The 23,210-nt window shown below is 65.2% G+C and carries 27 protein-coding genes and 1 pseudogene; 5 read left to right on the plus strand and 23 right to left on the minus strand.

The window, feature by feature from the left end; translation table 11 throughout:
• Positions 1-91 precede the first annotated feature (91 nt).
• Entirely contained in the window at positions 92-865 is a 774-nt protein-coding gene (locus AAC691_RS20820) for a GntR family transcriptional regulator (RefSeq protein WP_342628317.1), read from the plus strand.
• 20 nt (positions 866-885) lie between these two features.
• Here the strand turns inward: AAC691_RS20820 and phbB are convergent, their stop codons facing one another.
• The 3 genes from phbB to AAC691_RS20835 form a co-directional block, all read right to left on the minus strand.
• Positions 886-1,629, minus strand: a complete 744-nt coding sequence (gene phbB, locus AAC691_RS20825; protein WP_342628318.1) for an acetoacetyl-CoA reductase — start codon at positions 1,627-1,629, stop codon at positions 886-888.
• 138 nt (positions 1,630-1,767) lie between these two features.
• Positions 1,768-2,898 carry an alpha/beta fold hydrolase gene (locus AAC691_RS20830; protein ID WP_342628319.1) on the minus strand — a complete coding sequence of 377 codons (1,131 nt, stop codon included), beginning with the start codon at positions 2,896-2,898 and terminating at the stop codon, positions 1,768-1,770.
• On the minus strand, positions 2,858-3,361 hold the full coding sequence (locus AAC691_RS20835) for a hypothetical protein (RefSeq protein WP_342628320.1): 504 nt from the start codon (positions 3,359-3,361) through the stop codon (positions 2,858-2,860). The genes AAC691_RS20830 and AAC691_RS20835 overlap by 41 nt, the downstream gene beginning before the upstream one ends.
• A 200-nt stretch (positions 3,362-3,561) precedes the next feature.
• Here AAC691_RS20835 and phaR point away from each other — a divergent pair, with 200 nt between their 5' ends.
• Positions 3,562-4,242, plus strand: a complete 681-nt coding sequence (phaR, locus tag AAC691_RS20840) for a polyhydroxyalkanoate synthesis repressor PhaR (protein ID WP_342628321.1) — start codon at positions 3,562-3,564, stop codon at positions 4,240-4,242.
• On the opposite strand, the gene AAC691_RS20845 is transcribed toward phaR, so the two are convergent.
• From AAC691_RS20845 to AAC691_RS20870, 6 genes are all read right to left on the minus strand, one after another.
• Positions 4,211-5,464 (minus strand): DUF2125 domain-containing protein, encoded by a 1,254-nt coding sequence (locus AAC691_RS20845; RefSeq protein ID WP_342628322.1) that lies wholly within the window; start codon positions 5,462-5,464, stop codon positions 4,211-4,213. The two genes, phaR and AAC691_RS20845, sit on opposite strands and share 32 nt — an antisense overlap.
• Before the next feature lie 304 nt (positions 5,465-5,768).
• Positions 5,769-6,542 carry a lysophospholipid acyltransferase family protein gene (locus AAC691_RS20850; protein ID WP_342628323.1) on the minus strand — a complete coding sequence of 258 codons (774 nt, stop codon included), beginning with the start codon at positions 6,540-6,542 and terminating at the stop codon, positions 5,769-5,771.
• A gap of 153 nt (positions 6,543-6,695) precedes the next feature.
• The gene (locus AAC691_RS20855; RefSeq protein ID WP_342628324.1) at positions 6,696-7,175 is read right to left on the minus strand and encodes an SRPBCC family protein; all 480 of its coding nucleotides are present in this window, start codon (positions 7,173-7,175) and stop codon (positions 6,696-6,698) included.
• Complete coding sequence (locus tag AAC691_RS20860) at positions 7,162-7,521, minus strand: metalloregulator ArsR/SmtB family transcription factor (protein WP_342628325.1); 360 nt, start codon at positions 7,519-7,521, stop codon at positions 7,162-7,164. The genes AAC691_RS20855 and AAC691_RS20860 overlap by 14 nt, the downstream gene beginning before the upstream one ends.
• Positions 7,522-7,625: 104 nt before the next feature.
• Entirely contained in the window at positions 7,626-9,170 is a 1,545-nt protein-coding gene (locus tag AAC691_RS20865) for a S10 family serine carboxypeptidase-like protein (protein ID WP_342628326.1), read from the minus strand.
• Positions 9,171-9,210: 40 nt separating this feature from the next.
• The gene (locus tag AAC691_RS20870) at positions 9,211-10,161 is read right to left on the minus strand and encodes a S1/P1 nuclease (RefSeq protein ID WP_342628327.1); all 951 of its coding nucleotides are present in this window, start codon (positions 10,159-10,161) and stop codon (positions 9,211-9,213) included.
• A gap of 125 nt (positions 10,162-10,286) precedes the next feature.
• Between AAC691_RS20870 and AAC691_RS20875 the strand changes: the two genes are divergently transcribed.
• Positions 10,287-11,765, plus strand: a complete 1,479-nt coding sequence (locus tag AAC691_RS20875) for a DUF6880 family protein (protein ID WP_342628328.1) — start codon at positions 10,287-10,289, stop codon at positions 11,763-11,765.
• A gap of 194 nt (positions 11,766-11,959) precedes the next feature.
• Positions 11,960-12,214 (plus strand): transcriptional regulator, encoded by a 255-nt coding sequence (locus AAC691_RS20880; protein ID WP_342628329.1) that lies wholly within the window; start codon positions 11,960-11,962, stop codon positions 12,212-12,214.
• Positions 12,215-12,263: 49 nt separating this feature from the next.
• On the opposite strand, the gene AAC691_RS20885 is transcribed toward AAC691_RS20880, so the two are convergent.
• Positions 12,264-12,911: a glutathione S-transferase family protein gene (locus AAC691_RS20885; RefSeq protein WP_342628330.1), complete on the minus strand. Its 648-nt coding sequence runs from the start codon at positions 12,909-12,911 to the stop codon at positions 12,264-12,266.
• A gap of 380 nt (positions 12,912-13,291) precedes the next feature.
• Here AAC691_RS20885 and AAC691_RS20890 point away from each other — a divergent pair, with 380 nt between their 5' ends.
• Complete coding sequence (locus tag AAC691_RS20890; RefSeq protein ID WP_342628331.1) at positions 13,292-13,942, plus strand: class I SAM-dependent methyltransferase; 651 nt, start codon at positions 13,292-13,294, stop codon at positions 13,940-13,942.
• A 22-nt stretch (positions 13,943-13,964) separates the two neighbouring features.
• Here the strand turns inward: AAC691_RS20890 and AAC691_RS20895 are convergent, their stop codons facing one another.
• The 13 genes and pseudogenes from AAC691_RS20895 to AAC691_RS20955 form a co-directional block, all read right to left on the minus strand.
• On the minus strand, positions 13,965-14,096 hold the full coding sequence (locus tag AAC691_RS20895; protein WP_342628332.1) for a hypothetical protein: 132 nt from the start codon (positions 14,094-14,096) through the stop codon (positions 13,965-13,967).
• Positions 14,089-14,352 (minus strand): type II toxin-antitoxin system RelB/DinJ family antitoxin, encoded by a 264-nt coding sequence (locus AAC691_RS20900; RefSeq protein WP_110557921.1) that lies wholly within the window; start codon positions 14,350-14,352, stop codon positions 14,089-14,091. The genes AAC691_RS20895 and AAC691_RS20900 overlap by 8 nt, the downstream gene beginning before the upstream one ends.
• 290 nt (positions 14,353-14,642) lie before the next feature.
• Positions 14,643-16,433, minus strand: a complete 1,791-nt coding sequence (locus AAC691_RS20905) for an NAD-dependent malic enzyme (protein ID WP_342628333.1) — start codon at positions 16,431-16,433, stop codon at positions 14,643-14,645.
• A gap of 281 nt (positions 16,434-16,714) precedes the next feature.
• Positions 16,715-17,234, minus strand: a pseudogene (locus tag AAC691_RS20910) (IS5 family transposase); the annotation flags it as partial.
• Between the two features lie 51 nt (positions 17,235-17,285).
• On the minus strand, positions 17,286-17,735 hold the full coding sequence (locus tag AAC691_RS20915; protein WP_342628334.1) for an OsmC family protein: 450 nt from the start codon (positions 17,733-17,735) through the stop codon (positions 17,286-17,288).
• Positions 17,732-18,361: a GntR family transcriptional regulator gene (locus tag AAC691_RS20920; protein WP_342628335.1), complete on the minus strand. Its 630-nt coding sequence runs from the start codon at positions 18,359-18,361 to the stop codon at positions 17,732-17,734. Before AAC691_RS20920 ends, AAC691_RS20915 begins: the two co-directional genes overlap by 4 nt.
• A 221-nt stretch (positions 18,362-18,582) precedes the next feature.
• On the minus strand, positions 18,583-19,218 hold the full coding sequence (locus tag AAC691_RS20925) for a hypothetical protein (RefSeq protein ID WP_342628336.1): 636 nt from the start codon (positions 19,216-19,218) through the stop codon (positions 18,583-18,585).
• 7 nt (positions 19,219-19,225) lie between these two features.
• Entirely contained in the window at positions 19,226-19,843 is a 618-nt protein-coding gene (locus AAC691_RS20930; protein WP_342628337.1) for an AAA family ATPase, read from the minus strand.
• On the minus strand, positions 19,840-20,472 hold the full coding sequence (locus AAC691_RS20935) for a glutathione S-transferase N-terminal domain-containing protein (protein WP_342628338.1): 633 nt from the start codon (positions 20,470-20,472) through the stop codon (positions 19,840-19,842). The genes AAC691_RS20930 and AAC691_RS20935 overlap by 4 nt, the downstream gene beginning before the upstream one ends.
• Positions 20,469-21,044, minus strand: coding sequence for a hypothetical protein (locus AAC691_RS20940; RefSeq protein WP_342628339.1), 576 nt, complete (start codon positions 21,042-21,044; stop codon positions 20,469-20,471). The genes AAC691_RS20935 and AAC691_RS20940 overlap by 4 nt, the downstream gene beginning before the upstream one ends.
• Positions 21,041-21,412, minus strand: a complete 372-nt coding sequence (locus AAC691_RS20945; RefSeq protein ID WP_342628340.1) for a hypothetical protein — start codon at positions 21,410-21,412, stop codon at positions 21,041-21,043. The genes AAC691_RS20940 and AAC691_RS20945 overlap by 4 nt, the downstream gene beginning before the upstream one ends.
• A 148-nt stretch (positions 21,413-21,560) precedes the next feature.
• Positions 21,561-22,097, minus strand: coding sequence for a carboxymuconolactone decarboxylase family protein (locus AAC691_RS20950; RefSeq protein ID WP_342628341.1), 537 nt, complete (start codon positions 22,095-22,097; stop codon positions 21,561-21,563).
• Positions 22,098-22,233: 136 nt separating this feature from the next.
• On the minus strand, positions 22,234-23,205 hold the full coding sequence (locus tag AAC691_RS20955) for a hypothetical protein (RefSeq protein WP_342628342.1): 972 nt from the start codon (positions 23,203-23,205) through the stop codon (positions 22,234-22,236).
• Between the last annotated feature and the right edge of the window lie 5 nt (positions 23,206-23,210).

Raw genomic sequence — 23,210 nt, forward strand, 5'->3', positions numbered from 1 at the left:
CTCGCGGCAAGATGTCTCATGTTGTTATATGATGTCCTATAACAACTTCGGCGCCATTTCAATCCCATTCAGCAACGATCGCGAGTCCCCCATGCCGACAAGCCCGCGCGCCTTCGCCGCCTCTCTCGACAGCGCCAGCCCCGATCCGCTCTATCTGCAGGTGGCGGCCGATATCGGCCGGCATATCGGCCACGACCCGCGCTTTCTCCATCGCCTCCCGTCCGAGGCCGAACTCTGCGCTCTCTACGATGTCAGCCGGATCACCATCCGCCAGGCGCTGGCCCACCTGGCCGAACGCGGCCTGGTGGTCCGCCGCCATGGGCGCGGCACCTTCGTCAGCGCGGTGCGCCGCGACGGGCGGCAAAGCGCGATCTATTCGTTCGGCGACATCCTGGCCGGGCAGGGGCTGGCGCCCGAGACCGAATTGCTGGCCTTCGGCATGACCGCGCCTCCCGCCGAGGTGCGCGCGGCGCTCGGGCTGGGCGACACGGCGCTGGGCCTGCGCCGCGGCTTTTCCGTCAACGGAAGGCGCGTCGCGGTGACCGAGGTCCATTATCCTCCCGCCCTGGCCGAGCGGATAACCGAGGACATGGCCCGCGAAACATCCTCGGCGGAAATCCTCACCCGGCGGCTGGGGCTTGCGATCGACCATGCCGACGTGTCGGTCGATCTCGCCGCGATCGGCCCGGCCGTCGCCGACTGGCTGCGCCTGCCGCCCGCCAGCACGCTGATGCGCATCCGCCGCGTGACCCATTGCACCGGCCTCGGCCCCTGCGAGCACAGCCAGATTCTGCTCTCCACCGGCGCCGCCGCATTCCGCGTCGACGCCGAAGGCCGCATCGCCCCGGCCCTCGGCGCCGCCTGACCCCGCCCCGGGCGGCAGCTTTACGCCATATGCTGCCCGCCATTGACCGACAGGGTCGACCCGGTGATGAAGCCCGACTCCTCGGCGGTCAGAAACGTGACGCAGCGCGCCACCTCGTCGGCCGTGCCCAGCCGCCCGACCGGAATCCGTCCCACGATGTCGGCCAGGATCTGCGGCGGCACGGTGTCCAGCATCGCCGTATCGATATAGCCCGGGGCCAAGGTATTGACGGTGATGTTGTGCCGCGCGCCCTCCAGCGCCAGCGCGCGGGTCAGGCCCTGCAGCCCGGCCTTCGAGGCCGCATAGTTCGCCTGACCGAACTGGCCGGTCTGGCCGTTGATGCTCGCCATGTTGATGATCCGGCCGAAACCCTCCGTCCGCATGGCGGGCATGGTCAGCCGGCACAGATTGAACGCGGCGCCCAGGTTGGTGTCGATCACCGCGTCCCACGCCGCGCGGGTCATCTTCCCGATGGTCGAATCCCGCGTGATCCCGGCATTGTTGACCAGGATCGTCACCGGCCCGTCTTCCGCGGCGATCCGCGCCAGAGCATCCTCGCACGCCGCGAAATCCCCGGCGTCGAAGGCCATTGTCCGGATGCCGGTGGCCGATTCGAACGCCCGGGCCTCGTCCCGCCGGGCGGTATAGGTGGCGACGACACGCCGCCCGGCATCACGCAGCGCCCGGCTGACCGCCGCGCCGATCCCGCGCGTGCCGCCGGTCACCAGGGCTACGCGCGGTGTCTGGCGCTCGGCACTGATCATGGATGTTTCCCTGGTGGATGGGGCCTGGTGGACGGGGCTCGATGGATGGCGCGCCCAAACGGCGTCGCTCCGGTTTTACAGGATCTCCCGCCCCCGGCCACCCGCTTTATCCGCCCATGCGATCCGCCCGCGCGCCGTTCATCCATGGCGCAGCAGCCACGCGCCCAGCCTCTCCCACAGCAGGGCGCGGGCGCGCGGGCCGGCCACCATCCCCACATGTCCCCCCGCCACCGACAGCGCGCTCGCGCCCGGGATCAGTCCGGCCAGCACCCGCGCACTGGCGGGCGGGACGATGCGGTCGCGCTCCGGAACGGCCACCAGCACCGGCATGGCCAGCGCCTCGGGGCGCACCGCCCGCCCGCCCACTTGCCATTGCCCGCGCATCGGCAGGTTCGCGCCGTACCAGTCGCGGATGCACGCCACGGCCACCGGGGCGGCCAGCGGCACGCCGTCGCCCAGCCAATCCTCCATGGCGACAAACAGCGCCGCCTGCGCCGCATCGCGCGTCCCGGCGCCGAATTCGCGGAACTTGCGGACGATTCCCGCCGGGTCGATCGCGGCGAACGCCGCCTGCAGCGCATCGACCGGCACCGTCCCGGTCAGGGCCATCATCCCCGTATAGGGGGCCAGGATCCGCGTCAGCAGCGTCGCGATCTCCGCGCCGCCGCCCCCGGTGCCGGAAGCGGCGAAATCCCACGGCGTCGCCAGCAGCACCAGCGCGCGGACCAGCTCGGGCCGCCGTCCCGCCGCCGCCAGCGCCAGCAGCCCGCCCATGCAATAGCCGGCCAGGCTCACCGGCCCGCCGCATCGCGCGGCCACGGCTTCCAGCGCCGGCTCCAGGCGCCGCGTGACATAGCCCGCGCAATCCAGCCCGCGTTCCGCCTCGCCCGGCCAGCCCCAATCCAGCAGCAGCGGCCGCACCCCACGCCCCGCCAGGTCGCGCAGGATCGACAATCCGGCGCCCCCGTTCCCATCCCCGCCGGGCATCAGGTCCAGGATATAGGCCCGGTTCACCAGGCTCGGGACAAACAGCACCGGCCTGCCGCCGCCGGGCGCGTAATCCAGCACCCGCATCTCCCCCTGGCGCCACAGCACCGGCGGCGGCGCCGGATCGACGCGCCGGTACGGATGCCGGCGATAGGCCGCCACCCCCGCGATGAAGGCCGGATCGATGAAAGCGGGGTCGATGAAAGCGGGGTCCGGGACGGCGGACGCGCCCGCCGCCGGATCAGTCTCCCCGTCCGGTTCCCCCTCCGGTCCCCCCGGCACGGCGGCCGCGCTTCGGCCGGGGGGCGTCGCCGCCGTCGGCCCGCCCGGCCAGCCGGGCGTCCAACTGGTCCAGCCGCCGCTCGATCCGGTCGAGCTGCGCGCGGATGGCCCCCAGTTCGCCGCCGCCAGCAGGTGCAGCGCCAGCGGGCGCGGCCCACGGCGCAGCATCGGCCCCGGAGGCAAAGGCGGGAAAAGGCGGCCATCCCCCGGTCCAGGATCCTGCGTCACGATCGCGCGCTCCTTCCCCGGCGGCAGCATCCCCGGCCGCTTCCTTCTCAGCGCCCGCGGACGTCGACGCCGGGGCAGGGGTTGGGGCAGGGGCGGCATGTTCGGTCCAGAACCGCGCCACGCGCTGCATCGTCTCGGCCCATTCCCGGTCCATGCGCAAGGCGGCGCCCTCGCTCTGCCAGATCGCCATCCAGTCCCGCATCAGCGCCGCCGGATCGGGCGGATTACCGGTCATCCGTGCCCGTCTCGCGGAAAACCGCCATCCGGCCGCGCGGCGCATCGTGCATCCTGCTGCGTCTCATGCTATCCTTTCCGCTTTCCCGGCCGCATACAGGCGGCCGTGATGCATCCATCCTCGCCGGATTCGCGTTCAGCCAGGACGTGCCATCGCTTCGTTCCGCCCACCCCGTGCCGACCGACGGCCCAGCTTCGTTGATGGAGGCCATATTGCCGGATGCCAGCAGCCCGGTCGCCCCGATCGTCATCAAGAAATACGCGAACCGTCGCCTGTACGACACCGAAAGTTCGATCTACATCACCCTCGACACGCTGGCCGATATGGTCCGCGCTGGCAAGGAGTTCGTGGTCCACGACGCGCGCACCGGCGACGACATCACCCGCGCCGTCCTGACCCAGATCATCATGGAGGAAGAGACCAAGGGCCGCGCCATGCTGCCCGCCACTTTCCTCCGGCAGCTCATCCGCTTCTACGGCGACAGCATGCAGGGGCTGGTGCCCGACTATCTGGACCAGATGATGGAACAGTTCGCCGCCGGCCAGAAGCAGGTCCGCGCCACGATGCAGCGGACGATGGAAACCTTCCTGCCGCCCGAGATGGAAAAGATCGGGCGGCAGAACCTGGCGATGATGGACCGCGCCATGTCGATGTTCGCCGCCTTCTACCAGCCGGCGCCCGACCAGCCCCCGGCCTCCCGCTCCCCCGAACCCGCGCCGCCCTCCGCGCCATCCGCCGCCGAAACCATGGAGCAGGAACTCCAGCGCCTCCGGCAGGAGGTCGCGTCCCTGCGCGACGCCCTCGCTCCCTCCGACGCCGATGCCGACGCCATGGATTTCACGACGGATTTCACGGCCACCCGACAGGCACGCTCCCGATAAAGACCTGCCGCCCGCGCAGCCGCAGCGTCAGGTCCACCGGCCGGTCGCTCGGCGCCGGCCCGTCCTCTCCCCGGTTCTCGCCCGCGTCTCCCCACATGTCTCCATGCGCATCGCCCCGGGATACCCCCGGCATCCCCGCCGCCCACCGGTCGATCGCGTCGATCGCCCGCGCCAGGTCCGGCGCCACCGGCCCATCCCGGCCCAGCGCGCGCACCGTCCGGCCGATCCCAGCCACCGACAGGGTCAGGTCCCCGTCCGCCCCATCGCGTTCCAGACCCTGTTCCAGACAGGCCCATTCCAGGCTGGCCCATTCCAGACAGCAACGCCCCACCAGGCGCCCCACCAGACGCACCGACAGGGTCGACCAGGCGGCATGCACATCCTGCACCAGCAGGGTGCGCCCATCGCCCGCCAGCGCCAGCGTCAGCCCGCCATCCCGCAGCATCCCGGCCTCCGGCAGGGCAGGGGGCACGGACCACCCCAAGGGCCGCCGAAACGGCAATTCCCGCGGCAGCCACACCTGCCGGACCGACAGCGCCAGCGCCAGGCGGCTCGCCGCCGGGCCGGCCGCCTCATCCCAGACGCCGCGCCCGTGCAATCCCGCCAGGCCGAACCCGATCGACCACCCCCCCGGTCCCGTCACCCGCAGCGCCAGACGCCGGGCCGCCCAGGTCGCGTGTCCGGCCGCCATCCCGCCCGGCCATCCCGATCGTCCCGGCATCTCCGCCAGCGGCAGCATGATGCGCACGGCCTCGCCCCGGCCGCGCAGCATCCATGCCGCGTCCGGCCGCGCCGGGTCGGTCACGCGCAGCACCTGCGCGCCGTCCAGCCCCACGCGCAACTGCCCCGGATGCAGCAGCGACAGCGACAATACCACGCGCTCCGCCGCCCAGGCGGCCCGGTCACGCCCCGCCGGCCCGCCGATCGGCCCGTCCAGCGCCGGTCCCGCCAGCACGATCCGCGCCGTCAGCGGCGATCCGCCGCGCATCCGCACGCCCGTCCGCACCTGCCACCCCTGGCGGGCCAGATCGGCGCTCCAGCGCGCCACCGCCGCATCCAGCCGGCATTGCGCCACCCACCATGCCGACAGGTCGGCCAGCATCAGACACGCCACGGCCAGACATGACATGGTTAGCCACGGCACGGCCAGGCGCCGCGCCCGGCACCCCTGGACGATCCGTCTCGCCATCCGGGACAGGGCAGGGGGGGCGGGGACGATCACGCCGTTCGGTCACGCATGTCAAAAATGGCCGCGAACAACTTGATTCACATAAGATTAACATTGATGGCGCTAGGGTCGCCGCGCAGCCGTATGGAATTTATCCACAGGCGCCGCGCGCGGTTCCGGCCCTACCGTAACCCTTTGTTTCGGCCCATGCCGACTCGGCGTCAACCCTGCGCGGATAGAAATTTATTCGTTGCGAAATAAAGCACTTGCGGGATTTTCAGCCCCGGCACCCCGATCCACCCGCCCCCTGCGCCGCCGGGCGGACCGCCCGGCCCCTCTTCCAGGGGAACGACAAATCTTATTGATCGACCGAATGGGGGACAGGAACGCCCACAGAGTTATCCACAGGATTGTCCCGTGGGTCCCGGGCCGTAAATCCGCGGGACAAATCGTCCCAGGCCGCTGAGATCGCGGGAAGAATCCCGTTCCGCCCCAGGTCCGGCGGCAAGGCGGCCCCGATGGCGATATGGATCGTTCCGGGATGCTTGACAAACGCATTGCGCGACCAGCACAGGCCGGAATCCGTGGCCACAGGAATGATTGGCAGGCCGGTATGTCCGGCCATCGCGACGATGCCGGGGTGCAGCCTGGCCGTCTCGCCCGGCCGGGTCCGCGTCCCTTCGGGAAAGATGACGATCTGCCGCCCGTCCGCCGCCGCCTGCCCGGCCGCGCCCAGCAGCGCCCGCAACGCCTTCGCGCCTTCCGCGCGCCGCACCGGGATCATCCCGGCCAGCAGCAGCATCGGCCCCACCAGCGGCAGGCGCGTCAGCTCCTCTTTCATCACATAGGCCGGCCGCTCCACCAGGTTCATCCACACCAGCGTGTCGAACGCCGACTGGTGCTGCGACGCCACCAGGCAGGGCCGGCCCGCCGGCAGATGCTCCCGCCCCGTCACCACCAGCCGGATGCCGCAGATCCGGCGCAACCCGCCGACCGCCAGCCGGGTCCACAGCTTGGCATAAGGCAGCGCCAGCGACCGCGCGAACAGCCGGATCGGCCACGCCCCGACCCCCATGACCAGCGTCAGCAGCATGAAATAGACGTTGAACAGGCACGCGCGGACAAAAATCATGGCAGGCTTCTCACCTCGGAACGGCCAAGTAGGAACGATCAGGCAGGAACGATCACGCAGGAACGACCAAGCCCCCTACACGAGAACGCGCCACACCAGAACCCCACAAGGCGAGCCGCTCCCCTGATTCGGCCCGCGACGCCCGGCCCGGTCTCAGATCCGCAGGGCCAGTTCCTCCAATTGGGTCAGACAGGTCCCCCATCCCTGGAAGAACCCCATTTCCTCGTGCTTCGCCCGGTCCTGCGCGCTCTTGTGCCGCACCAGCGCGCGATAGCGCGTGCCGCCGGGGACCGGCTCCATCGTGATCTCCGCCGTCATGAAGGCTTCGTCATTCGGCCGGAATTGCGGCCCCAGGCCGTCGGTCCAGACCAGGCGCCGCTCCGGCTCCACGATCAGGATGCATCCCGGCTTTTCCGGAAAATCCACGCCCTCCGGCGAACGCATCACGACATTGAACGCGCCGCCCGGCACAAGCGCGATGTCCGCCTTGGCCACGCCATATGGCCGGGGCGCGAACCATTGCTTCAGCAGGTCGGGCTCGGTCCAGGCGCGCCATAGCTGGGCCGGGCTGGCCTTGACCGTGCGTTCGAGGACGAGGTCGAGGTCGGGGTCGATCTGGTCATTCATGTCCATGGGTATTGTCCTGTTCGGCCAGCGTTTCGACGAAGGAATCCAATTGATTCAAGCGGGTTTCCCAAACACGCCGCTCCTGTTCCAGCCAGCCTTGCGCCGCCGCCAGCGCGCCGGGACGCAACTGGCACATGCGGACCCGGCCCATTTTGCGAGAGACGACGATCTCGCTCTCCTCAAGCACATGGATGTGCTTCATGAAGCTGGGCAGGGCCATGCGATGCTGCCGCGCCAACTCGCCGACGCTGGCCGGCCCGCCCGCAAGCTGCGCGATGACCGCGCGGCGGGTGCCATCCGACAGAGAGTGAAAGACGCGATCAAGGTAAGCCATATGGCTAACTAATTGCATCCGCGCATTCCTGTCAAGTCAGTAATCCATTCGGCTAAGTTTATCCGCCGAAAGCCCAGACCGGCGAAGACGCGGGTCCCGCGTCCCCGGCCGGCCACCGCCGATCACTTCAATTGCGCGGCCGATGCGGCATAGAAGCCGTCGACGTCATGCCACAGCGCGGCGCGGCTCTCGGGGCGGGTGTACAGCATATGCCCGCCGGGATAGAGATGCAGGCCGATCCGCTCGGCGCCGACGGGGATATGGTCGCGGGTCCAGCGTGTGGTGCCGAACGGGCAGGCCATGTCGAAATAGCCGTTGGCGACGAAGACGCGCAGGCCGGGATCGATCGCCAGCAGCTTGCGCAGCAGCGCGACCTGGTCGGTCATCGGCGACCCATGGTCGCCCCAGCGCCACGCGCCGTTCACCTCCATGCTCAGCAGGTCGTACGTCAGCTCGGTGCGAAAGCCCAGCTCGTTCGCGGCATAGCCGGCGAAGGCATTGCCATAGGCCCGGCCGAACCCGAACAGCGTCGGATCGGGGCTGTCGTTGTTGTCGATCCCCTCGGGATACGGATCGGCGATGGATTGCGTGAAATCGTACAGCCCATACAGCCGCTCGCCACGGCTGCGCACGTCGTGCGACATCGGGTCCAGCGCGCCGCGCTGCTTGGCCACCACCTCTTCCGGCAGGCCCGTACGCCGGGCGATCTCGGCATAGAACGCCTGCGCCTCCGCCCCCTGCGGCGGCGCGTTCGCCAGCGTCGTCAGATAGGGCCCGAACGCATAGCGATAGGCATCGTCCAGCGCCGCCGGCGTCAATTGATGCGCCGCGTCCAGATGGGCGGCAATAAAGGTTGGCAGCGTCATGGCCGAGGCCAGCGGATTGTTGGCCGCATCCAGGAACTGCATCTGGATGGCCGGCGAGATCATGACGATGCCGTTGACGATCAGGTTCTGCTGCTGCTGCAACTGCCACGCGACCTGGATCGAACGGATGCCGCCATAGCTCTCGCCGACCAGGTAATGGGGCGAGGCCTGCCGTCCGTTCTGTCCGACCCACAGTTCGATGGCCTTGGCGAAGGCCGAACCGTCCTTGGTCACGCCGTAATAGGCGTCGGCCGCCTTGTGCGGGTCGATCGGCCGGCTATAGCCGGTGCCGACCGCGTCGATGAACACCATGTCCGTGGCCGGCAGCCAACTGTCGGGATTGTCCACCAGGCGCGCCGCCGCGCCGTCGGTGGGCATGCCCGCCGGGAATTGCAGGGCCCGCGGCCCCGCCGCGCCCAGGTTGAGGTACGCCGTGCCCGCGCCCGGCCCGCCATTGAAGAAGAACGAGACCGGCCGCCCCGGCCCCGCGCCATCCTGGGTATAGGCGACATAGAAGATTTTGGCCCCCGGCTTGCCGTCCTCGTCGCGCAGCGTCAGCGTGCCGGCATGGGCGGTATAGGCGATGGTCCGCCCACCGGCCGTATAGCGATGTTTCGTGACCGAATCCGCGGGCAGCAGCCCGGCCTGGCCGTTCTCCGCCGGCGCGGCCTTGGCCGTGTCGGCCTTCGGCGCCTCGGCCGGCTTGTCGGCGGCAAGGCCAGGGGACGCCAGACCGGGTGCCAGACAGGGCGCCAGACAGGCCGAGGCCAGCAGAAGGGCGGCAAAACGGGTTCGGAACATGAAAATCCTCTCGGTAATCAGCACATCAGAAACATTACAATCAGCGCGCCCGGACCGGCGCGGACGCCGTGGCCGGCAGGGCGGCGTTCAGCATGTCCGCCAGCCGCACCCCGGCCTGCTCCAGGCGGACCTGGATCACCGGCCACGCCGCCTGGTCGTAGGGGGCGCCCAATGCAATCCCGGGTGCAATCCCGGGGCCGTTTCCGGCGTGGGGCAGGTCGGCATAGACCACGTCGCGCGCCAGGGCATGGCTCTCGTTCGCCCAGGCGGCGACGACCGGACCCAGCGATCCGGGCAGGCCCTGCGGGGCCCAGGCCGCCGCCTGTCCCGGCGTGATCGCGTCGTTCAGGATGGCGGCCTCCTGCCGCGCGCGGGCCAGGTCGATCGCGTAATGCGGGCCGGTCGTCAGGCCGGTTTCGTGTTCCAGAATCCCCTCGTCCCACAGGGAATGCAGGTTCAGGTGCCCGTTCCGCGTCTCGCCGAAATAGCTGACCTTGACCATGTTGCCGCCCTTGTCATGGTCGCGTTCGGCGGCGTGCAGCGGCTGATGGATGTCGCCCACCAGATGCACCACCCATTTCAGGGCCGCCAGCCGCTTCGCGCGCGGCGCGCGCGCGTCGCCCAGCACGCGCAGCAGGTCCGGCAGGCGCGCCACCACGCAATTCCCGTCCGGACAATCGGCGGTGGCATAGCCGGGGGCCGCGACGTCGATATCGACATAATGCCACGGCAGGGTCTCCGGCGCCCCGCCCCGCTCAGGCGGAATATGGCCGATGCTGTCGGGCCACGAGGCGATCTGATCCATCGTCCGATGGCCTTCCAGGGCCAGCAGATCGCCCACCTGCCGCGCGGCGGCCGGGCTCAGGCGCGCCTCGGCGATATCGGCGACGATCGCATGCCCATTCCCACCCCAGGCCAGGGCCGGCCGCGCCGCTCCCGCGCCCAGGCCCATCACCAGCGCGGCACAGCCCAGCACCATGCGTATCGTCATCCCGTCTTTTCCTCCATGAACATCGAGCGGGCCATTATTCGGCGCGAAAGGGAATATGCAATCCCGGCGCGCTCTCCCCTGCCGGCTTGATTGCGCCGCGCGATCCCCTCCCATAACCTGCCGCCATGGCCCGATCCCCCTCGCCGAAATCCCCCTCATCGCAATCTCCGGCGCCGAAATCCCGCGCGCCGAAAACCGCGTCCCGCAAGCCCGCCGCGCCGGCGAAGGCGGGCACGACCCTCACCCGGGAAAACCTGCAGGCGCTCGGCGCCGAACGCCTGGCCTCATTCCTGATGGAACTGGCCGAGCACGACGCGGCCCTCGGCCGGACGCTGCGCATGGCGCTGACGGCCGCCCACGCCAGGGACCGGCTCGGCAAGGAGGTCGAGAAGCGCCTGCGCGCGATCCAGCAGTCCCGCGGGTTCCTGTCCTGGGACAAGGTGAAGCCGCTGGCGGCGGAACTGGACGCCCTGCGGCACACGATTCTCGAAGACGTCGCGGCGGCGGATATCGAAACGGCCGCGCGGACCATGCGCCTGCTCGTGGAACTCGCGCCGTCCATCCATGAGCGAAGCGACGACAACGGCTATCTGTCGAACGTGTTCTGCGACGCCGCGTCGGATCTCGGGCGGCTCTGGGGCCGCCTGCCCAACCGGAAACCGGCCGATGTCGTCGAGGATATTCTCACGCTCCTCGACAGTGACGAGTACGGCACATGCGACGACCTGCTGTCGTCGTGCCGGGCAGCGCTCGGAACGGACGGGGCGGCGCTGCTGAGGGCGACGCTCATGAAGCGGCTGCAGGCCCTGCCGCTTCCCAGGGGCGGCGAGGATTATCGTGCCATCGGCGCCCGCAATCGCATCACGCGCCGGTTGCAGGACCTGGCCGACGCCATGGACGATGTCGCGGCCTATATCGAGGCCGTCGGCCTCGGCACGCACCCGGACCGCTTCATCGGCGACGTGGCGCGGCGCCTGCTGGACAAGGGCCGCGCCCGCGAGGCCCTGGAATGGCTCGCGCGCGAACCGGCCGGGGCCGTTCGGTTCGACGGCGCAAGCGACGATCTCAGGATCGAAGCCCATGAGGCCGCGGGAGAACGGGACACGGCCCAGGCCCTGCGACTGAAAATCTTCCACACACGCCTCAGCCTGCCGCACTGGCGGGCCTACCAGCGCCATCTCGGCGACTACGACGCGATCGATGCCGAGGAGCAGGCGCTCGCCCACATCATCGATTTCCCCGACAGGGCGGCGGCGCTCGCCGCCCTGCTGGAATGGCCCGCGCTGGACGAGGCCGCCCGCCTCGTGCGTACCCACGCCGACACGCTGGACGGGCGGAATTACGCGACCCTGCGCCCGGCGGCCGAACGCCTCTCGGAGGCCCATCCCAACGAGGCCACACGGCTTTACCGCCGCCTGGTCGAGGCGGTGCTGGACCAGGCGCTCTCCCGCTCCTATTCCTACGCGGCGAAGGACCTCAAAGCCTGCCATGCCCTCGCCCCCATGATGACCGACGCCCCGGGCCTGGAAACCCACGAGGCATTCATGACGCGCCTCAAGACACGTCACAGGCGCAAGCTCGGCTTCTGGTCCCTGGTGTCCTGATTCCGGAATTCGCAAGCGAATTTTGGAATCGAAAGGACGGCAGAATCAATATTTTAGCGGCATAGCGGAGATCCCCGGCTTTCCCGACGGCGCTGGCAGCCAAACGTGTCATCGAGACGCTGATCGCGGAATCGAAGGGCCAGGGCCTGGGGCGCGCGGTCGTCCTGCTCCCGCGCACCGATAGCGTCGAGGCTGTGACCGCCGATCTCGGCCAGGCCGGCATCCGGGCGGTCCATAATGACCACAAGGCCGAGGTGGACGTTGCCGCCATCCGGAAGAAGCTGAAGCTCAGTCGCCGTCAGTTCGCGCTCTGGTATGGGCTGGAGGAAGAAACCATCAAGGGATGGGAAAGCGGCGAACGCACGCCGGACACCGCGGCCAGGAGCTATCTGCGTGCAATCGCCAACCGGCCGGACGCGGTGCGTGACGCCTATCGCGAAGCGGGATGAAGCGGCGTCGGCTCTCGATCGTGCCGGCCGGACGGGACGGACGTCACGGTCATCCCCGCTCCCCGGCCGGGGGCGTGTATTGCGCGGCAAAAGCCCGCTTGTAGGCGGGCCGCGCCTCGCCGCGGGCGACATAGGCGGCCAGCTTCGGATAGTCGTCCAGAAGGCCCGACGCCCTCAGCCGGAGCAGCACCGACACCATCATCAGGTCGCCCGCACTGAATGCGCCATCAAGCCATTCGGCATCGCCAAGGCGATCGGAAAGCGGCGTCAGCCGATCGCGAACGCGCCCCGCGACCAGCGGCAGGCGCGCCGCGCTCCAGGGCTTGTCGCTCTCCAGAAGCCTGGCGGTCGCGAGTTCGAGGATCGGCGGCTCCACCGTGTTGAGCGCGGCGAACATCCAGGTGATCGCCCGCGCCCGCGCATCGGCGTCGTCCGGCAGCAGGCCCGCATGGCGCTCGGCGACATGCAACACGATCGACCCACTCTCGAACAAAACGAGGCCGCCGTCCTCATAGGTCGGAATCTGGCCGAAAGGCTGAAGCGCCAGATGCGCGGCCTCCTTCATCTCAGCGAACGAAACGGGGCGAACGTCATAAGGCTGGCCCACTTCTTCAAGCGCCCAGCGAACGCGCATGTCACGCGCCAGCCCCCTGCCGCGATCGGGCGATCGTCTGAAGACGGTAATGATGGGGGTCATAAGGAGCCTCCGAGCGACCATCATCTCCACAAGCGTGGCTTTCGCCGTCCGGTTGCAGAAGACGAACCTTCCGGCGATGCCGGCTTTCGCAACCCGCGGCCCCGTTTCCGGGGCATGTCGGGTTTCAAGCGTTCCCCTGTCCGGTCGAGGCTGTTATTCGTAACGGGAAGCGGATATCACCAGACGCGCGTGGATGTTTTCACCGGCGGGCGTCTCAATGCCGGGACGATGCAACAGGAATTTTGCAAGTGCACGATACAGCCCTTGAACTTGGCCGCCGTTTCTTCATGCATTATGCTTCGGGGGCCGAGGACCCTCACATCCTTGACCTCGGATCGATGGACGTCAACGGATCGCTGCGTTCCGTTTGCAGTCCGGCAATGCGTTATACCGGCGTCGATATGGACGCCGGCCCCGGCGTCGATCTCGTGCTCGCGGACCCCTATGTCCTGCCGTTTGATGATTGCACCTTTTCCGCGGTGGTCAGTTCTTCCTGCTTCGAACATAGCGACATGTTCTGGCTGATTTTCCTCGAAACGCTGCGCGTGCTCCGTCCCGGCGGCTATCTTTACGTGAACGCGCCGAGCAATGGCTGGTACCATCCCTATCCGCGCGATTGCTGGCGATTCTATCCGGACTGCGGACTGTCCCTCGTCACCTGGGGCCGGCGGCAGGGAATGGACGTGCACCTGATGGAAAGCTTCGTCGCGCCACGCTCGGCGGATGGCTGGAACGATATGGTGCTGGTCTTCCGCAAGGGCGCCGGCACCGCCGATGCGGTGCCGATCAGCAGCACCCTGCCGGGCGCGGGCGGCGTCCGCGCGGCGCCCGATATCGGCGTGCTCCAGAAACCGTTCGACATGACGCCCGACATGCAGATCATCAATACCCTGCTTCAGACACTCAAACAGAAAGACGAACAGATCGCGGCGCTCGAACGGATGGTCAACGAAAGCCATCAGGCCATCGCGGCCTATCTCGCGGCACGCCCCGGCCAGCAGAACGCCCTGACGGCGGAGAAAAATCTGTGACCGCCAAATGAAACAGCAGCTTTCACCTCCCGAGCAATCCTGTATCGCCCATCAGCACGGAACCTGCTGCAACCAATGCGGCGCGAACGCTCCCGTCCAGATCGTCCCATTGCCGGAGTGCGCGATCGTCGAATTCGATCGCGTATTCAGTCATCCGGATGACGGGCCTTCAATTCCGCCAGCGTCATGCGATGGCGCGGCGCGGGGTCGGCGAGGCGTTCGCGGACGATTTCGATCAGCCTCGCGTCCTCGTCGGTCACGAGCCGCCGCTTGACGGGCGGCTGACCAGTCTCGGCGATATAGGCCAGGGTGTCGCGCAGCACGTCGGACAGGGACATGCCTTGCGCCGACAGCTTCGCAACGGCGGCGGCCTTGAGGGTATCGTCGACGCGGAATGTCACAGCGGACATGGTTGCCTCCCTGATTGCAGTACATATGTAATACATCTGTACGAATATGAAAAGCACGAAATCGGGCAGGCTCCCGAACGTACTGTCCACATCGAACGACGGAGATGACCATATGTCCGGCTGGCGGCGATCTGATCCAACCGCCGTTCGAACGGACTCGTTTGAAGGGGCGAAAATTCTAGGTAAAATAATAATTTAGGGTATTTTCACTGAACCGGTGTCCAGCCGAAATGCCCTAATGGAGGCGTCGGGCTTGATCGCAACAAGCGGCCCGGACTCAGGCAGCCTCCTCAGACAGCCTCGACCGGGTTGTAAACGGGCCACCATTGCCGCTCGCGGACGGCTTCGACGACATTGTCCGGCTTCTCCTGTGCCAGCCCCTGTTCGATCGCCTTGCGCGCCACCTGCACGGCGACGACGCTGGACGTCTCCCGCAAATCTTCGTTCGAAGGCAGCAGGGCGGCGCCGGGCGCCGTATCCGTGGCCTGCCCGGCCACGGCCTGCGCGGCCGCGAAAATCATCGCGTCGGACACCGTTGTCGCGCGCGAGACGATGGTCCCGAAACCCAGGCCCGGATAGAGCGCGGCATTGTTGGCCTGCCCGATCGTGTAGGTGACGCCCTTGTGTTCGACATCGTCGAACGGCGCGCCGGTCGCCACCAGAACCTTTCCGTCAGTCCATTCGATCAACTGCATGGGCGTGGCCTCATGCAGTTGCGTCGGGTTCGACAGCGGAAGGATGATCGGCCGTTCAACGTGAGACGCCATGTCACGTACGATGGCTTCGGTGAACAGATGCGGCGTCGTCGAGGTCCCGATCAGGATGGTCGGATGCACGGCCTTCACGACCGTCGCGAGATCGATGATGCCGGGGGCCGAGGCGATCTTGGCGCGAAGCCCGGCCATGGCCGGCCAGCGCGTTTCCGTCGCGGGCAACGTTTCGCACGGCGTCCGTGGATACTGCGCGATTTCCGCCTCCGGTCGCGCGTAATCCCTCTGGAAATCAAGCAGGTCGTCGCCCATGCCATCGGTCAGCAGACCAGGAAGATCCACCAGCCAGATCCGTCGCACGGCGTCTTGCCGGCCCACCCCGTGACGGACCATCTGGTCGCGGATCTGATCGGCGATGCCGACACCCGCCGTCCCGGCCCCGAGGATGACCACGCGCTGATCGGCCCATGACGCCCCGCTGCGTTCGACGGCGTTGATCAGGGCGCCCAGAACGATGGCTCCCGTGCCCTGTACGTCATCGTTGAAGGTCGGAACGGTGTTCCGATAACGATCCAGGATGCGACGCACATTGGTCGAACCGAAATCTTCCCAGTGCAGCATGGCCTTCGGGAACAGCTTTCGTGCCGCGGTGACATAGGCGTCGATGAACGCATCATAGGCATCGCCGCGAACGCGACTGTGCCGGTAGCCGATATAAAGCGGATCGTTCAGCAATTTTTCGTTGTCCGTCCCGACATCCAGAATCACCGGAACGACGCGATGCGGATCGACCCCCGCCGCCGCGGTGTAGACAGCCAGCTTACCGATCGAGATATCGATGCCGTTGGATCCCCAATCGCCTATACCGAGGATTTCCTCGGCATCGCTCGCGACGAGAAGATCGATATCGTCGGCCCCGGCACCGAACGCCGCCAGCCTTTCCTCGACGCTGTCGGGATCGTCGATGCTGAGGAACACGCCGCGCGGCCGCGTCATCACCTCGCTGTAATTCTCGATTGCCTCCCCGACGACCGGATCATACACGACGGGCAGCATGTCCATCATATGCCGCTGCAGAAGCGCATAGAACAGCGTGACGTTGTCGTCGTGCAGGCGCCACATGTAGATATGCTTCGCCAGATCCGTCGGCGCCGCTCTGTACGCCCGATAGGCGCGCGCAAGTTGGGGCTCCATATCCGTCGTGACGGCCGGCGGAAGCAGCCCGTTCAGGCCAAGCGCGGCCCGCTCCTGACGCGTGAACGCAGTGCCCTTGTTAAGGGCGGGATCACGCAGCACGTCATAACCGCGTGCCGTCGTCGCAATCCTGCGCCCCGCGCCGAAACCCGAGATCCGAGCCTGTCTGCTGAACATCTTGACCTCCTCGCCACTATGGTTGCCATCAGGCGATAGTCCAGTGAAGCGGTGCCGGGAACACGTTCGAACCTTGGACGAGCCCGCCTCACCCGGCAAGCCCGGCTCGCGTAATCCGTGTCCTTTCCGGACGTTCGCGTTTGCGTCATGCTGGGGGAGGGACAACGCGGCGGAACGACGCGACGCGCCGCGAGTGGCCGCGTGCCGGATATCGCCGGGTAGTTGAGGAAAAACAAGGGCTTGAATGGCTCAAAGTATCTATGAAACGACGCATGGTCAATTTAGGCCGTAGCCTCATAAGCGCGAAGCGACAGGCGCATTGAAGCCAGTTGGACCATGGCCAGGAAGTTGGCGGCAGTTTGTCGTAGCGAGTGGCAACGCGACGGAAGTGCTTCAGCTTGGAGAAAAAGCGCTCAATAAGATTGCGCTCGCGGTAGAGCCGCTTGCTGAAGCACGGCTTCCAGCGCCGGCTGCTCTTTGGAGGGATGTTGGGCGTGGCCCCCTGCTCTTGGATCAGTTCGCGGATGCGGTCGGCGTCATAGGCTTTGTCAGCCAACACGATGGTGCGAGGTCCCAGATGATCGAGAAGCGTATCGACGATCTGTCCGTCATGCGCCTGCCCAGCAGTGAGACCGAGTCGGATCGGAAGTCCTTGCGCGTCTGCCACAACATGGATTTTGGGCGTAAGCCCGCCGCGTGATCGACCAAGACAATGATCTCGATCCCCCTTTTTGCCGTCGCGGCCTGCTGATGAGCGCGAACGCAGGTGCTGTCGATCATCTGGATATTGGGACCGTCCGCCCCCAATGCCTGACAGCCTCTGCGCCAGTCAACGAATGCGCTGAAGGCCCCTCATCTCGCCATGGTAATTTCCGTTTTGACGGAATTGGCGATAAAACACTGTTCATGCGCTAGATGATGCAGTTCCGCCTGCATTTCGGCGGTCGGCGGCTCTCCCGCATAGATGATGGTCGGATTCAGTTCGACGCGGCTGACAATCATCTTTCCGTCGACCTTCTCCATCACGCCGGTCGCATTGTCGGTATAGCTTTCTACAACGATCCGCTTGGGAGCCGCGATGGAGAGAAACCACAACATGTGACAGCTCGAAATTGCCGCGATGTAGGCCTCTTCCGGATCGACATTGGCCTCGACCGAATAAGGAAGCGGAACGATATGCGGCGAAGCCGATGCCGGCACGACCTGTCCGCCGTCAAAGCGCCAAATGTGAGCGCGGCTGTAGCGCTTGTCGGTGAAGATCGCTCCGTCGCGATCCCAATTTACCTCAACGGTCATTTTCATGATCGATCCTTTGTCGGCTTGGAAAGAAGTCTTGCCGTCGTCTGAGTGAGATGACGGCGCAAATGCTGGGCTGCAGCTTCGAAATCGCGCTTCGCACATGCGGCGACGATTGCCGCGTGCTCCTCGAAAAAATTGATGCGCTCTTCGGCGCCGGGCTGCTGGTGCATCGTCGACCGACGCGATTCCCGGCGGAGCGTCGTTATCGTCCGAAGCAAGCGCGTATTCTCACATCCGCTGTACAGGGTGAGATGAAACTGCTGGTCGAGTTCCAGAATCTGTAACGGGTCGTACTCAGAGCTCAGCTCATCGTTAAGCCTTTCAGCCTTCCGCAGGGCAGAGAGCGAAAGAGACGGAAGCGATTGCTCCAGGGCAGCGACCTCCAGAATAGCTCGAAGGTCGCAAAGCTCGGCCGATTCCCGCTCTGAGAGTATGGCGACCGCTAGGCTTCGATCAGGGCGCCGTACGACCAGACCGCTCCCGAGTAATCGGTCCAGAGCTTGCCTGACGGGTTGGCGGCTGACACCGAAACGTTCGGCGATCAACTCCTGCTTGAGCACGACGCCCGGCGCCAGTTCGCCCGACTCGATCTCATCCTGAAGCTCGCTGAAAATCGACTTTGGATCCATGGATCCAAGTTAGCGCGAGCCTTCCGCCTGGGTCAAGCCCCTATCCCGATGGCAAGCACCAGTGTCAGCAAAGCCAGCATTTGCCGTCACGCTGGCTTGAGTGGATTATTGTCTGGGCCGGCAAGCGACACCGGTTGCGGCATTCAGATGTCCAGGTATGGATGGCTCTTGAATGCCCGCTTCCCGTCCATCTCGGCCGTTCCGATTTATGGGTTCACGACCTAAATCGCATTGAGATGATTATTCCATTCAATATCATTGGATAGCGCCTTTTGTAATATTTCTCTTAGAATAATGGTATCTATTGTTTCCACCTGATGCCAATCAATGGATTCGTACTGGTCTCGGGTAATGTCGGGTTCGGTCGTCATTTCGATCTCTTTAATCCACCACCGAACTATTTTTACGTATATGGAGAAAATAAAGAGGACATCAGAAAGCGTCAGAGGGAGTTTGCGATCATCTGCAAGTATCAGAAGAAGTTCATGTCCAATTTCATTCCTGATAGTATAGAGTCGTTCTATCTCATTCAATTCGCCCAGGTCGATTGCATTGGCATCACAAAACCAGTGTAGGGCGGCCCGAAAGGCCTTGTTGCTATGCTGACCATCTTTCCCGCTCCCGGTTTCCCGAATCAATCGTTTGAATTCGTTCCCTCGTATGTAGCATAACTCACCATTGCTGATTTCGATATGCTGCGAAAAGAAACCATCCACCCGATCAATAGTGTATTTTTTGAATCTTTCGAAAGTCGTCAAAATAAGCCCGGCTAGTACAAATTGTCGGCGGACGTTTGTACCGTCGTCGGTGAACACACTGTTCAGTTTTGTAAACTTATTGGAATGATCCGGCATCATTATTCAATCATGCATCAATCTTATGGGGGGATGTATTTCCTCTTAAACTTCGCATCACGAAATTTGTCCGATCTTCGACGGGTGTCCGAGGAAGCTCCCTCAAGGTATAGCCATAATGTTGATAAGTTTCGATCATAACGTCATAGGTAGCGCTGGATTCTTCGAAGGTCTGCTTTCGTTCGGCGTCCTGAGTGTAAATTTCCGCCCACGGCGGGGCAATGAATACCTGTTGATAACGGAAGCGTCGCGCCGCAGTATCAAGGTGGGATGGAACGGGAAGATCGCACAGGCGGAGATATCCGATGACATCTGGGATGCCGCGATCGAACAGGATATGTCCATTCCGTCTGGATGCCTCATGCCAGGAGCGTAGCTCCCAGCTTAGCATCAATTCAGCGAAAGCGTGGCGGTTCCGCCATGGGAGCGCTGTGCCGCCGATTTCGATCTGATCTCTGATGATGGCGCGTCCCGCTTCCGGCATATGAGGAATGCCTTGCCGAGCCAGAGCCTTGAGCAGCGTTGTCTTGCCGGAACCGGGGCCACCCGTCACGACATGGAAGCATGTGTCGAACGACGCACTCTTATGGCAGTGGGACTCAAGGTGCTGATTGACAAAAGCTGTCATGCCTGCGCTCCTCGCCGTCCTACGACGCGCGCGAACCAGGCGTGCAGGGCAGCAGCTTCTTCCAGCAATGCCAGCTTCAGGCGGTCGCGGGCAAAATTCAAGGTGACGAACGCCGTGATGTCGACGATCGAGAAGGCATCGCCGGCGACATAGGGTACGTCGCGCAACCGAATGTTCAGGTCGGCCATGAAATCGGCCAGCCTCTGGCGTCCGCGGGCGGCAAGCTCCGGGATTTGCGCATAGCCATGCGGTCCAACGAGCGCACGCCCCGCCAACCCTGGCAGGCTGTTTCGCACCGCTTCCATCGCGGCGAGATAGCCGTCGATTTCCATGCGCCGGTCCCACATGCCGATGACGGCGCGCTGTTCTGCCGTGTCACCCATCAGAGGAGGATCGGGGTGCAATTCTTCCAGATACCGGCAAATGACGGTCACCTCGCTGATCGCGGTGCCGTCGTCCAGTTCCAGTACAGGCACGGTGCAGGAAGGGTTGAGGACACGGAATGTGGACGCGAACTGCTCGCGCTTGGCCAGATCGACCGTGACGGTCGGGATCGTCAGTCCCTTCTCGGCGACGAAGAAGCGTACACGCCGTGGATTGGGGGCGGTGGGGTAATCGTAGAGCTTCATGGCAATGCCGCCCGTCGATGGTGACGGGACGGAGACTCTGATCGATCCCGGATGGCCGTGAGCATACGGCGGCGGATCAGGCCACTGACCGGACGGATCAGATACCAGTAGGGCGCGAAATGGTGCCTGGCCCGGTCTGTGACGCAAAGCACGCGGGTTTCCGTCACCAGTCGGTTGGTGCTCCCCGGACCCGACTGGATGGAGAAGCCAAGGGCAAGCTTGCAGACGTCGTCATCCCGAGAGGAGAGAAAGGCATCCGTCGAGGGGATGTCGCGCAGCCCGTAATCCGCCTGCCAGAACGAGCCGATGAGGCCATAGATCAGTGCCGTGTCGCCCCGCCGTTCCAGCACCGTGAAGTCGGCGAGGTCCAGATTCTGTTGCCGCGCGCGACCGAACAGCCGGGTGGGCGTCTCCCGCAGGCGGATGGCGGCGCGAACCAGCGGATCGTCCTCGTTCCGCCAGAGGGTCACCGCGTTCATGATTCGACTGGCCGGGGCACAGATATCCATGCAATGTCGCTCGCTGAAATCGAAGCGCGGCAGGAAATCGTCCAACGGGTTCAGTAGGATCATGAATTCTGTCTACCCAGAATGACGGAACGGTGAATTTCATCGGTCAATTCGTTGTTGATCTTGACGAGCTTGTGGATCTCGTCGGTGAGCCGAAGGACCGCCTCAGTATCCTGAAATGTTTGCAACGCCTGCTTGTCGGAGGCCTTCGTTAGGACCTGCTGCCCGACCATAACAACCGAAAGCAGGACCAACTGCAAAAAGGTCTGCGATATCCAGGAAACAAGCGCGAACGCACCCTGGTGAATGGCCTCGGGCAAGCTGACCAGCGCCAACGCGGCAAATGCGTAGGCGCAACACATCGACCCGACGATCCTTGTTATGAAGGCCGCCAACTTCCCATTGAAACCCACGGACCCGTTGTCCACCACGGGGACTCCCTCAATGCGATTTCGCACACTTCGTGGATTAGGAAGATGTTCCACGCGGCACGCCTCTGTCAGCTTCTCTCAAAATCCATGCGGGACCTCGGCTGGTCCCACATGCTCTTCGTATTTGTCGCTCGTCATATGGATTGGGTCAGGCGGGCGCGGGCACCTCGAATAGCGCGAGCCCCGCGCAGACCGTCTGGTACACGCCCATGACGGCAACGATGTCGAACAGGCCCGTTCTGCCAAAGACCTGCTCGGCGGACTGATACAGATCGTCATCGACACGGTGGCTGGTCGCAAGTTCGCGCGCGAGACGCGCGGCGATCGTTTCGTCGTCGCTCAAATCGTCAGGAATGCCGCCGGAGGCGATGACGGCGAGAGCCTTGTCGGACAGACCGGCTTCGCGCGCCACATGACCTCGGGCATAAAGCTCATACGTGGCGCCCCAGACCGCGCCGACCGTGATGATCACGATTTCTCGCACGCGCCTGGGAAGTGTCGTATTGGTTTCTTCGGCCTCCTGGAAAGCCGACAGCTTCGCCGTCACCTCGGGGTGCAGAAGGAAAAAGTTGAACGGGCCGATCAGGCTCCCGTCCTCCGTCGTCGCCTTGACTCCTATCTTGTCGGCAAAGACGATCCAGCTTTTCTGGAGCGTATCGTAAAGTTCCCGTTGCGCGTTGGTCATGGCCGCCGCGGGGACAAGCGGCAGCCGTCCGCCCAGTCCGTATTTTCCCGGGCCGTATTTTGTTTCGGTCATCGAGACTGGTCCTGTTTCGATCGTGATCGTATGGTATGTGCAGCGCTCAGCGCGACGCACCGTCTCAGGCGAATTCGACTCGGATTAACCGGGCCGGGCGAAGAACCCCGTCCGACGGGAGCTTGATTACGCCACCGTCGGTCGGGACGTAGGCGACGCGGCCATAATCATCAGGCCCGCGGCCCCAATCGATGCTGGTCGGGCCGATCAGGGCATCGGTAAAGGGGCTGCCGGCAGCGGCCTCCGAACCAGACGCGCCGGGCTCGAGCGACGCGCGTTCGATAATGTGATCGGGATGCCGCGTGATATAGGCGACGCCGCGCTTCTCATCGAGGCAGAGGTCATCCACGTTCGCGATATCCATGAGATGTTCAGGCTCGCCGACAGGTTCGAGCGTTACCGGATCGACCGCGACGCGCATGAATAGGCCCAGCGATGAGGTCGTATAATAAACATACCCGGTCTTGGGACCATACCGCAGGCCATTGATCCCGGGGAAAGGAACTTCCTGAGTCTCAGAAAACTTCACGGGCGGGTGTCCGCCGCCCGCGGCCATCGTGTCGTGCTTCAGCCAGACCCGCGCCGTGGCACCGGCGCCTCCATCCGTCAGATCAACGCGCCAGATCAGGCCCTCGACACAGTCGGCGACAAGCATCACGCCTGGGGCGAGCAGAGCGCTGCCGTTCGGACCGGCGGGCGGCTCGAATTGCAGAATCTTGGCGGGGGTCACCTTCTCACCCGGAGTCCAGCCGCGCAAGTCGAAACGGTGCAGGACCGCGTCGCCATAAGTGAAGACATAGAAAATGTCGGGCGCCGCCTCGACAAAGCTCTGCGCCAGTTGCGTCTTGTCGAAACTATGCAGCAGCAAGGGTTCGACGGGCAGGGGGCCGGTGGGGGCGGGCACATACCAAACTTCGCACTGGGGCGATGCGACGACCAGGATGGACCCATCGGCACGCACGACCAGATTCTCGGGCATGGTGTGCAACGGAAACTCGGCGATAGTCGTGATCTTCGCCGCAACGGAGCGCGTCATGTTCG

It is taken from the genome of Nguyenibacter vanlangensis (genome assembly GCF_038719015.1).
GTDB lineage: Bacteria > Pseudomonadota > Alphaproteobacteria > Acetobacterales > Acetobacteraceae > Gluconacetobacter > Gluconacetobacter vanlangensis.